The following is a 10,876-nucleotide window of genomic DNA, read 5'->3' as shown; positions in this document are numbered from 1 at the left end:
CGCCTGCTCCGGCGTGCACGCCACCGCGGCTTGTCCCGCGCGGGCTTCATCCCAGGAGGGACGAGCGGGACTGCTCCTCCGGGAGGGGCCCTGTGTCGAGGTAGAACCACTCGGCGTCGGCGGTGGGCCAGGGCGACGGCTCCCCCGCTTCGGAGGGCTCCTCCCCCAGGGCGGTGACCGGGCGCCTGGGCAGCGGCGCCGTAGCCGGGGCCTCCCCGGCGGACACAGGAGTACGGGAACCGGCCGGCTCGGCCTGCTTGGCCTCCCCGGGCATCAGCAGTTCCACCCGGAGCCCCAGTCCGCGCTGCTGGGCGGTGAACTCCTCGACCTGGTTGCGGCAGGCGTGGTCCAGGTGGGTCACGCCGGTCAGGTCGAGCCGGATTCGCGGCTTCCCGGACGCGGCGGCCGCCTCCAGCGCCTCGATCACCTTCGGCAGGCGCAGGAACGTGGCGTTGCCGGCCATCACGACCTTGGCCGTGTCCTCCTCCATGTGCTGGCGGATCACGGTCTGCGACATGCGCAGCGCGGCCAGCACGATCCCCGCGGCGACACCGAACAGCACGCCCTCCAGCAGCGCGGTCGCGACGATGACCAGCGTGGTCAGCGTCATCACCGCGAACTCGCCCCGGTCCTGCCGCCACATCTTCGGGAACTCGGCGGGCGCGAACAGCTTCCAGCCGCTGTGCACGAGGACACCGGCGAGCACCGAGATCGGGATCAGCGCGAGCACCTGCGGCAGCAGCAGCGCGAACGCGAGCAGCCACAGGCCGTGCAGCGTACGGGAGAGCCGGGTCTTGGCCCCGGCCTGGACGTTCGCCGAACTGCGGGCCACGACCGCGGTGATCGGGAGTGCGCCGACGATACCCGCGATGGTGTTGCCGACGCCCTGGGCGACCAGCTCAGTGTTGTAGCGGGTGCGCGGGCCGCTGTGCATCCGGTCCACGGCGGCGGCCGTGAACAGGCTCTCGGCGGACGCGATGACCGTGAAGGTGAGGATGGCGGTGATGATCGCCCCGTCGGTGAGCGCGCCGAACTGCTCCGCTCCCGGCAGGCTCACGGACGCGAGCAGGTTGCCCACCTGGAGCGTCTTCACGTCCACGCCGGGCAGCGCGGCGACCACCATGCCAATGCCGACGGCGACCAGCGCGGCCGGGATCTTCCCGGCCGGGCCGGGCACCTTCTTCCACACGAAGCTGAGCACGATCGTGACGATGCCGAGCACGGTGGCGATCATCGCCTGCGGGTTCGTCAGGATGCCGGCCAGCAGCCCGGGGATCCCGGCCATGTTCTCGATCGCGGTGCCGGGGGCCTTGGCGTCGGCCATCGGATAGGCCTGGCTGAACATCAGCGGCACGCCGATGCCGGCCAGCATGCCCTGGACGACGGCGACCGAGGTGGCCTGGAACATCCGGCCCAGTTTCACCAGTCCCAGGACGATCTGCAGGATGCCGGCGAACAGCACGATCACGCCGAGCATGGCCACGCCGACGTCGGCGACGGTTTCGGCGACGAGCGCGGCGAGCCCGGCGGCCGGCCCGCTGACCTGGAGCGTACTGCCCTTGACCGCGCCGACGACCAGGCCGCCGATCACCCCGGAGATGATCCCGAGCTCGGCCGGGACCCCCGAGGCGACGGCCACACCGATGCACAGCGGCAGCGCGACGAGGAAGACGACGAGCGAGGCGGTGATGTCGGTGACGAGATCGCCCTTGCCCCCGGCCTTGCCCCCCGTCCCCTGCGCGCCACCCGTCACCTTGCGGACCAGCCCGCCCAGCCCACCGTCACCGGCCCGCGCTGCCGGGCCTACGGCAGAGCCACCCCCAGCCGGGCCTACGGCAGGACCGCCCATTGCCGGGCCTCCGGCAGGACCACCCATCGCCGGACCTCCGGCAGGACCACCCATCGCCGGACCTCCGGCAGGACCGCCCATCGCCGGGCCTCGGGCAGAGCCACCTCCCGGACGGCCCCCTCCCTCGGAGCGACCGCCCGGCCCCCAGTCCGCGGCACCCCCTACGGAGCCACCCGACCGCCAGTCGCCCCCACCCTCGGAACGACCGCCGGACCCCCAGTCCGCCATGGCGTCCGAAGACCCGGCCGGCCCCCAACTCCCCGTGTCTTCCCCGGGGCTACTCGGCCCCCAGCCCGCGGGACCGCTCGCCCCCCAGTCGGCCCCGCCCTCCGAACGACCGCCCGCCCCCCAGTCAGTCACGGCCTCCGAAGACCCGGCCGACCCCCAACTCCCCGTGTCCTCCACGGGACCACTCGACCCCCAGCGCGCAGCACCCCCCGAAGGTTCGCCCGCCCCCCAGTCAGCAACGCTCTCCGCAGACCCGGCCGACCGCCAACCCCCCGTGTCCTGCCCCGGACCACTCGACCCCCAGTCCGAAACACCCCCCTCGGCGCCGGCCGCTCCCGGGTCCGCCATTCCTCCCCCCGGGCCGGCCCCCCGGCCACCCCGTGCGGCAGCACCCCGCGCGGCAGCACCCCGTCCCCGCGCATGCGCCCCGCTCATGCGGCATGCACCTGGAACGTGCCGTCGTCGCCGCGTTCGTACACGAACCCCGTGTCGACCTCGTAGTACCAGCCGTGCAGCCGCAGCCGGCCCGAGTCGAGGCGCTGCCGTACCACCGGATAACTCCGCAGTGCGGCAAGCTGGTTGACGACGTTGCCCTGGGACACCTCCGGCAGTGACGGGTCGTCCGGCGCGGTCTCCAGTACGGAGGTCAGCTCCGGGCGGGCGATGCGGAGCCAGGCGTCGACGCCGGGCAGTGCGGACAGGTCGTCGCCGGACTTCAGCGCGCCCATCGCACCGCAGTGTGAGTGACCGCACACCACGATGTCCTGAACCCCGAGCACCTCCAGTGCGTACTCGATGGTGGCCGCCTCGCCGGAGGCCCCGGGCCGTCCGTAGGGCGGCACGATATTGCCCGCGTTGCGCAACTCGAATATCTCACCGGGTCGCGCGCCCGTGATCAGTGCTGGAATGACCCGCGAATCCGAACAGGTGATGAACAGCACCTCCGGATATTGCCCTTCAGCCAGTTTCCGGTATTCGCCGCTGTCGAAATCGATGCGCGTCCTGAGCGTGCGGGCCCGATCGAGCAGTGCCTTCAACTCCGCCTCCTGAGCTGGGGTTTCTTCCTATGCACCCCACCGTAGACGGCCGACCTACAGAGGAAGGTTAAGCGAACTCCAGAGCCCGGCCAGGAATTGAACATTCTTTGTCCCGCATATACAGACGTACGGTCATCTTGTAGCGTGTGAACTCCAGGGCAGAGAATGCGAATTCGCGCTGCCCGGATTCATGCCGGCTCACGGAGAGACAGGACGTATGGGCATACGAGTGCTGCTCATCGAGGACGACGAGACGATCGCCGAGCCGCTCACCGAAGGCCTCGGCCACTTCGGGCTGACGGTCGATCATGTCGCCACGGGCACGGACGGGCTGAGAGGCCCGTACAACGACGTCGTCCTGCTCGACCTGGGACTGCCGGACATGGACGGCATCGACGTCTGCCGGGGCATCCGGCAGGTCTCGGACGTCCCCATCGTCATCCTCAGCGCACGCGGCGAGGAGGCCGACCGCGTACTGGGCCTGGAACTGGGCGCCGACGACTACCTGGCGAAACCTTTCAGCGTACGGGAGCTGGTGGCCCGGGTCCGGGCGGTGACCCGGCGCACGCAACGCACCCACCAGGCGTTTCCCGAGGCACCGGGCACACCGGGCACCCCGGGCACCCCGGAGGCCCAGCCGCGGCCACAGCCGTCGTACGACCCCGCCCCCGCACCGCCGCCCCCGTACGAACCGGCCCCGGCCATGTCCTACGAAGCCCCCGCCGCAGCCTCGTACGACCCCGCCCCCGACCCCCCGCACGACCCGGGCCCGCTCGTCGTGGACCGCCGTACCCGCCAGGTCTGGGTCGGCGAGGCCCCCGTCCTGCTCACCCCCAAGGAGTTCGACCTGCTGGCGCTCCTCAGCGAGGACCCGGGCGCGGTCTACTCGCGCCAGCAGATCCTGGACCGCGTCTGGGACCCGCACTACGACGGCCCGACCAAGACGCTGGACGTCCATGTGGCCGCGCTGCGCCGCAAGTTGGGGCATCCGGCGTGGATCCGCACGCTGCGGGGTGTCGGTTTCCGGCTGTCCGTGCACACCGGGCCGAACGCCCCGCAGGTGGCCTCTCCGTGACCCGCCGGCTGCTGCTCAGCTACCTCAGCCTCGCCGCGCTGGTGCTGCTCTGCCTGGAGATCCCGCTGGGCTTCGTCTACTCGCGCGGGGAGCGGGAGCGGGTGGTCAACGCGGCGAAGGACGAGGCCGAGTCGGTGTCCGCGTACGCCGCGCTGTCCCTCGCGGCGGGGCGGGCCGAGCGGGACCTGCCCACGCGGGTGGCGCACTGCGCGCAGCGCATCGGCGGGAAGGTGGTGATCGTCGACGCCTCGGGCGCGTCACTCGCCACCTCCCACCCGACGGACGCCGCGATGTCCGGCAATCTGGCCGCTCGGCCGGGCATCGCGGCCGCGCTGCGGGGCACCTCGACGGTGGACGTGCGCACCTCCACCATCGGCGGTGTCGAGTATCTGTCGGTGGCGGCGCCGGTCGGCCAGGAGGCGCAGCCGGTGGGCGCGGTGTGGCTGACGGTGCCCACGCGCATGGTGCACGAGCGCGTCCACCACGTGTGGCTACTGCTCGCCCTGGGCGGCTTCGCCGTGCTGACGGCGGTCGCCCTGGTCGGCTTCGCCTTCGCCCGGTGGGCGGGCCGCCCGATCCTCGAACTGGAGGACGCGGCACACGAGTTGGCCGAGCGCGGTGGCGGGTTCACCCCGGTGACGATCACCAAGGGCCCGCCGGAAGTTCGCAGCCTGGCCGCCGCGTTCAACCACACCGCGGCCCGGTTCGCCCATCTGCTCGCCTCCCAGCGGGCGTTCGCCGGCGAGGCCTCGCACCAGCTGAAGACGCCGCTGGCGGCGCTGCGGCTGCGGCTGGAGAACCTGGAGCCGGACATCGCCGCCCGGGCCCGAGGCAGCCTCACCGCCGCCGTCACGGAGACGGACCGGCTCGCCCGGATGGTCGAGCATCTGCTGGCGATGGCCCGGCTGGAGGAGCACGCGGCCATCCCCGCCACCGTCGACCTGGGCGCGGTCTGCGCGGAACGGCACCGCACCTGGCAGCCCCTGTTCGCGCGGGCGGACGTCTCCCTCGTGCTCTTCGCGGGGAGCGTGGGCCCGGTGCTCGCGGTGCCGGGAGCCGTCGAGCAGATCATGGACAACCTGCTCTCCAACGCGCTGCGGGCGTCCCCGTCCGGCAGCACCGTCACCATCGAGCTGCGTTTGCAGGCCCCCTCCCGCCGGGCCCTGCGGGACAGCCGCCCGCGCTGGGTCGACCTGCATGTCACCGACGAGGGCCCGGGCATGACGGAGGAGCAGCGCGCCCGCGCCTTCGACCGCTTCTGGCGCGCCCCGGGCGCTCCCAAGGGCGGCACGGGGCTCGGCCTCGCCCTGGTGCAGCGGCTCGCCCACGCCAGCGGCGGCGAGGCGACCCTGCACGCGGCGGCGACGGGCGGCCTGGACGTGGTGATCCGGCTGCCGTCCGTACGCCCGCCGGTCGAGGGGCCCGGACCGGGCGGCGACCGGTCGAGGAGGCCGAGACGGGAGGCACCGGCGCTGCCCGCGTGAGAACGCACGGGCGGCATCGCGAGGCGGGCCCACGGGCGGCACACAGCATGCCGTCCCGCGGCCACGAGTTGTCCATGCTCCGTCAACCCTGCCCCCATAGCGTCCTTTCCGCCTCCCCCCACGCACAACCCTGTCGTCGACCGTCGGCAGGGCGGTACGGCACCTCTTGGAGTGAGAGTGGAACGTCGTAGCCTGCTGCGTGCGGCCGTCATCGGCGGCACCTCGGCCGCGTTGGGCGGAACCCTGTGGCGCGGCGCCGCCTACGCGGCCCCGGCCCAGCCCGGCCCCGGCCCCTATGGGGCGCTCGGTTCCCCGGACGCCAACGGCATCAGACTCCCCAGCGGCTTCACGAGCCGCGTGATCGCCCGCTCCGGCCAGCAGGTCGGGAGCACGTCGTACACCTGGCACAACGCCCCGGACGGCGGCGCCTGTTACGCCGACGGCACGGGCTGGATCTATGTCTCCAACTCCGAGATCAACCCGTCGGGCGGCGCGAGCGCGGTGAAGTTCTCGTCGACCGGCGCGATCACTGGCGCGTACCGCATCCTGTCGGGCACCCGCCAGAACTGCGCGGGCGGCAAGACGCCGTGGAACACCTGGCTGTCCTGCGAGGAGGTGTCCCTCGGCTACGTCTACGAGACCGACCCGTGGGGCACGAGCGCGGCGGTGCAGCGTCCGGCGATGGGCCGCTTCAAGCACGAGGCGGCGGCCGCGGACCCGGTCCGCCGGGTCGTCTACCTGACCGAGGACGAGACCAACGGCCGCTTCTACCGCTTCGTCCCGACCACCTGGGGCAACCTGTCGTCCGGCACGCTCCAGGTCATGGTCGCGGGCAGCGCCACGAGCGGCTCCTTCACCTGGACCGACGTCCCCGACCCGGACGGCTCCCCCACGGCCACCCGCTCCCAGGTCTCCGGCTCGAAGTCCTTCAACGGCGGCGAGGGCTGCCACTACGCGAACGACACGGTCTGGTTCACCACCAAGGGCGACAACCGAGTCTGGCAGCTCAACCTCCTCACCAACACGTACGAACTGGCCTACGACGACTCCCTCGTCAACGGCACGGCCCCCCTCACCGGCGTCGACAACATCACCGGCGCCTCCTCCGGCGACCTCTTCGTCGCCGAGGACGGCGGCAACATGGAGATCTGCGTCATCACCCCGAACGACGTCGTCGCCGCGTTCCTGCGCATAGACGGCCAGTCGGGCTCGGAGATCACCGGCCCGGCGTTCTCCCCGGACGGCACCCGCCTGTACTTCTCCAGCCAACGCGGCACGAGCGGCAGCTCATCGGGAGGCATCACCTACGAGGTGAAGGGCCCGTTCCGCTCGTAGCCGCACGACTCGGCTCCACACAACCATCACAGAATGGTCACCTCACCCTCATCGGGGGCTTCCGGGTCCTACGGTCATCCCCTCACGTAACACCTCTGGGGGGATGACCATGACCAATCCGTACGGCAACCCGCACAACAACCCGTATCCCGCACCGCCCGCGCCGCAGCCCGCGCGCCCGGCGCCCCGCTGGGCCAGGAAGCGCTACATGCTGCCCGCCCTGGGCCTGGCCCTGTTCATAGGCGTGGGTATCGGCGCCGGTGGCGGCGAGACGACGAACGACGCGAAGCCCGCGGCCGCGAAGCCGCAGCCCACCGTCACGGTCACCGCGACCGCGACGGCCACCGCGACACCGGTGGCGAAGAAGCCGGAACCCGCTCCCACGGTGACCGCCACCAAGACCGTCAGAGCCACCACCACCGTCACCGCCCGGCCGGCGGCGGGCGGCGGGTCCGACGACAGTGGGTCGGGCGGCAGTGGTGCCGGCGGCACGGACGTCTACTACGCCAACTGCAGCGCCGTCCGGGCCGCCGGTGCCGCGCCCATCAGTCGTGGTGAACCCGGGTACGCCTCCCACCTGGACCGGGACAACGACGGGGTCGCCTGCGACACGTGACCCGGGCGGGCCGGTGACCATCGGTGCGTCCGGCCGTTCCTCCGGTTGGGCAGCTCGTACGGGCTGCCCGGCCGACGGAAGGAACACCACCGTGGACACGACCGTGCCCGCCCCCGACGCACAGCCCGTGCTGCCGCGCGCCGAGTGGGTCAAGACGCTGCCGCAGACCATCGTCGCGTCCTGCGTCCTGCTCCTCGACGCCGAGGACCGGATCCTGCTGCTGCGCTACGCCGGGTGCCAGCCCGCCGCCGGGCTCTGGGGGCTGCCGGGCGGCATGCTCGACCACGGCGAGGACCCCCTCGGTGCCGCGCGCCGGGAGCTGTACGAGGAGACCGGCATCGTCCTCGAGCGGGACCCCCGCCTCATCGGCTACGACCACCGGGCCGACGTCAACAGCACGGGCCCGGTCATCGACTTCTACTTCCACGGCGGCCGTCTGCCGGCCGAGCCGTCCGTCAGGCGCAGCGCTGAGCACGACGACGACGGCCTGTTCGCCCTCGGCGACCTGGAATCCACCCCGCTGACGAACCTGTTGCCGACCCTGGCCGCCCTGCACACGGCCGCGCTGACCGGAACCGTCGTCTGCCTGCGGGAAGGCCTGCCCCAGTGACGGCGCCACGCCGCCTGGCGGCAATCGTCCTGGCTTCCCTCGCGCTGTCGCTGACCCTGACCACGCCCTCGGCACCGGCACCGGCACCCCTCACACCGGACCGGCTGCGACAGGAGGCGGTCGGCGTCCTGGAAACCACCCGGGCGGTGAGCCTCCACATCCGCGTCCGGGACCGACGGCACACCGTCGAGGCGAGCGCCGGAGAAGCCGCCCTCGGCACCGGCCGTCCCGTGCCGAGCGGCGCGCATTTCCGGGCCGCCAGCGTCACGAAGTCCTTCGTGGCCGCGACCGTGCTGCACCTGGCCGCCGAGCGGCGGCTGTCCCTGCACGACACGGTGGAGCACTGGCTGCCCGGCCTCGTCCAGGGACACGGCAACGACGGCAGCCGCATCACCGTCGGACACCTGCTCCAGCACACCAGCGGCCTGCACGACTACGACAGCACCGAGCTGACCGGCAAGACGGCCCCGGACTTCGAGCGCGGGCGCTTCGACCACATCGACCCCGAACGCCTCGTCGCCGCCGCCCTGCGGCACCCCCCGGACTTCCCCCCTGCCGACCCCGGCGACCCCGAGCCCCGCTGGAGCTACTCCAACACCGGCTACCACCTCCTGGGCGCCATCATCGAGAAGGCCACGGGACACCCCTGGGCCGAGGAGGTGGAGAACCGGATCGTCCGCCGGCTGGGGCTGCGCGGCACCCGCGTCCCGGGAGACGACCCGTACCTGCCGAAGCCGTACGCCCACACCTACCACCGGTTCGCCGGCTCCGGCGGCTACACCGACACCACCGTCCGGAACATGGCGTGGGCCGGTACCGCCGGTGCGCTGGTCTCCACGTCCCGCGACCTGGACCGGTTCTTCACGGCCCTGCTCACCGGCCGGCTGCTGCCGCCCCGCGAACTCGCCGCGATGCGCACCACCGTCCCGAGCAACGAGGAGCACCAGCAGTTCACGCCCGGGATGCGCTACGGCCTCGGCCTGATGCGACAGCCGCTGCCGTGCGGCGGCAGCCGCTGGGGCCACCACGGCGACCTCGAAGGCACCTTCGTCAGAACGGGCTTCACCGCCGACGGCAGGCGGTCCGTGGTCGTCACGGTCAACGGCAGGACCACCGACGACACCCAGCTCCTCACCACCGAGAAGGCCCTCCAAGGGCTCATCGACCGGCTGCTGTGCCTGCGGTGACCGGCGCTCAGGACGACGGCAGCAGGTCGACGGCCCGCACCCGCTTCAGATGGATCAGGACGTCGAAGCAGCGGCCCAGCGCGATGTCGAACTCGTTGCGCTCTTCCGGGTAGGCGGTGCCGACACTGCGCGTGGGCCGGGCCGTGCCCAGCCAGGGGCGGGCCGGGCCAGGTGCGGTCCGCAGGTCCAGGACGTAGCGGTCGTGACGCACCTGGTCCAGCGTGTGCTCGTTGCCGCCGGGCCTGCCGGGGCCGACCGTGTGGGTGAGCATCTGCGTCTCCTCCGGGTCGGTGGCCTTGAACGCGCCACGGCCGAAGGTGAGCCCGATGCTCACATAGCCGCTGCCGAGCCGGTCGCGCAGGAACGCGCCCTGCGTCCTGGGCAGGACCTTCGGATCCTCGGGTTCGTAGCCGATGTGGTTGTTGTGGCCCGCCAGCAGGATCCGGTGCCCGGTGCGCTCGCGCCACCGGACGACGTTGTCCGCCATGACGTCGTCCCGCCACCGCATGGCCGCGGCGACCTGCCGCGGATCCTGGAAGTCGAAGCCGTAGCCGGTCGCCGTCTGGTCGATGACCGTGGCGTGCCGCAGCACCTCGGCGAACTCCTCCCGGCCGGCCTCGCCGCGCGGCGCCAGTGACTCCAGCAGCTTCAGGGCGCGTCCGGTCCGGGAGGCCATCTCCCGCCGTTCGGCCAGCGGCCGGGTGAGGTACGTCTTCTGGTACTCGGCGGAGGGGACCGTCGGCCGCAGGCCCCGGTACAACTCCTCGAACCGCGGCACGAGGTCGGGACGGACCCGGGCCACGTAGTCCGTCACCCGGTCGTACAGCTCCGGCCCGGTGTAGCCCCAGTCGTCGCCCATGAACCGGACCGGGTCCTCGGGGTGCTCGCGGTTGTACGCCCGCATCCACTCCACCAGTGCCAGGTTCTCGGCGGTGTTGTTCAGCGCGTAGGTGTACTGGAAGTCCTCGCGCATGATGCGCCGCGGGTCGCCCTTGCCGTGCACGACATAGTCGTCGAGGAGCACTCCGGTGCTCCAGGCCGTCTCCAGGGCGAAGGTGCGAAAGCCCCGGCTCTCCACCAGGTACCGGAAGACCCGGTCCTTGACCGTGAGGAACTCGTGCGAGCCGTGCGTCGCCTCGCCCATCCCCACCACAACCGCGCCCCCGACCGCCCTGCCGACCGGACGGAGGTCGCCGGCGTCCCCGCCGGGTTCGGCGGTACGCAGGGGGCTCGCGACCCGCTCCAGAACCGGCACCACCGGGTCCGCCGCCGTACCGGGAGCAGCGGCGACCGCGGGGACCGAAGCACAGAGGGACAACATCACGACAAGGGGGGTCAAGAGACGCAAGGGCGGCATACCCGCATACGTGCCCGGCGCTCGACGCCCCACAACCCACCCGTACCTGAACGGATCGCGAGAGAGCGGGGGCGGCACCCCGCACAAGGTGCCGCCCC

10 protein-coding genes are annotated in these 10,876 nt (G+C 72.4%); 6 read left to right on the top strand and 4 right to left on the bottom strand.

Features of this window, described 5'->3' with window-relative positions:
- Nucleotides 1-46: 46 nt before the first annotated feature.
- The 3 genes from ACFTZL_RS32815 to ACFTZL_RS32805 all read right to left on the bottom strand — a co-directional run bounded on the left by ACFTZL_RS32815 (nt 47) and on the right by ACFTZL_RS32805 (nt 3,114).
- Nucleotides 47-1,876 carry a SulP family inorganic anion transporter gene (locus ACFTZL_RS32815; RefSeq protein WP_382590215.1) on the bottom strand — a complete coding sequence of 610 codons (1,830 nt, stop codon included), beginning with the start codon at nt 1,874-1,876 and terminating at the stop codon, nt 47-49.
- On the bottom strand, nt 1,831-1,953 hold the full coding sequence (locus ACFTZL_RS32810; protein ID WP_382590221.1) for a hypothetical protein: 123 nt from the start codon (nt 1,951-1,953) through the stop codon (nt 1,831-1,833). Before ACFTZL_RS32810 ends, ACFTZL_RS32815 begins: the two co-directional genes overlap by 46 nt.
- Nucleotides 1,954-2,508: 555 nt before the next feature.
- Nucleotides 2,509-3,114 carry a carbonic anhydrase gene (locus ACFTZL_RS32805; protein WP_382590212.1) on the bottom strand — a complete coding sequence of 202 codons (606 nt, stop codon included), beginning with the start codon at nt 3,112-3,114 and terminating at the stop codon, nt 2,509-2,511.
- A 217-nt stretch (nt 3,115-3,331) separates the two neighbouring features.
- On the opposite strand from ACFTZL_RS32805, the gene ACFTZL_RS32800 reads away from it, so the two are divergent.
- From ACFTZL_RS32800 to ACFTZL_RS32775, 6 genes are all read left to right on the top strand, one after another.
- The gene (locus ACFTZL_RS32800) at nt 3,332-4,189 is read left to right on the top strand and encodes a response regulator transcription factor (RefSeq protein WP_382590209.1); all 858 of its coding nucleotides are present in this window, start codon (nt 3,332-3,334) and stop codon (nt 4,187-4,189) included.
- The gene (locus tag ACFTZL_RS32795; RefSeq protein ID WP_382590206.1) at nt 4,186-5,673 is read left to right on the top strand and encodes a sensor histidine kinase; all 1,488 of its coding nucleotides are present in this window, start codon (nt 4,186-4,188) and stop codon (nt 5,671-5,673) included. Before ACFTZL_RS32800 ends, ACFTZL_RS32795 begins: the two co-directional genes overlap by 4 nt.
- Before the next feature lie 177 nt (nt 5,674-5,850).
- A complete protein-coding gene (locus ACFTZL_RS32790; protein ID WP_382590203.1) occupies nt 5,851-7,008 on the top strand; it encodes an alkaline phosphatase PhoX in 1,158 nt (385 codons plus the stop codon).
- Between the two features lie 109 nt (nt 7,009-7,117).
- On the top strand, nt 7,118-7,624 hold the full coding sequence (locus ACFTZL_RS32785) for an excalibur calcium-binding domain-containing protein (RefSeq protein WP_382590200.1): 507 nt from the start codon (nt 7,118-7,120) through the stop codon (nt 7,622-7,624).
- 91 nt (nt 7,625-7,715) lie between these two features.
- On the top strand, nt 7,716-8,234 hold the full coding sequence (locus ACFTZL_RS32780; protein ID WP_382590197.1) for an NUDIX hydrolase: 519 nt from the start codon (nt 7,716-7,718) through the stop codon (nt 8,232-8,234).
- Nucleotides 8,231-9,421: a serine hydrolase domain-containing protein gene (locus ACFTZL_RS32775; RefSeq protein WP_382590194.1), complete on the top strand. Its 1,191-nt coding sequence runs from the start codon at nt 8,231-8,233 to the stop codon at nt 9,419-9,421. Before ACFTZL_RS32780 ends, ACFTZL_RS32775 begins: the two co-directional genes overlap by 4 nt.
- 7 nt (nt 9,422-9,428) lie before the next feature.
- Here ACFTZL_RS32775 and ACFTZL_RS32770 read toward each other — a convergent pair whose 3' ends face one another.
- Nucleotides 9,429-10,742: an erythromycin esterase family protein gene (locus tag ACFTZL_RS32770; RefSeq protein ID WP_382590218.1), complete on the bottom strand. Its 1,314-nt coding sequence runs from the start codon at nt 10,740-10,742 to the stop codon at nt 9,429-9,431.
- Between the last annotated feature and the right edge of the window lie 134 nt (nt 10,743-10,876).

The organism is Streptomyces sp. NPDC056948, assembly GCF_042674225.1.
Classification (GTDB): domain Bacteria; phylum Actinomycetota; class Actinomycetes; order Streptomycetales; family Streptomycetaceae; genus Streptomyces; species Streptomyces purpurascens.
This window is presented reverse-complemented; position numbering and strand designations above follow the sequence as displayed.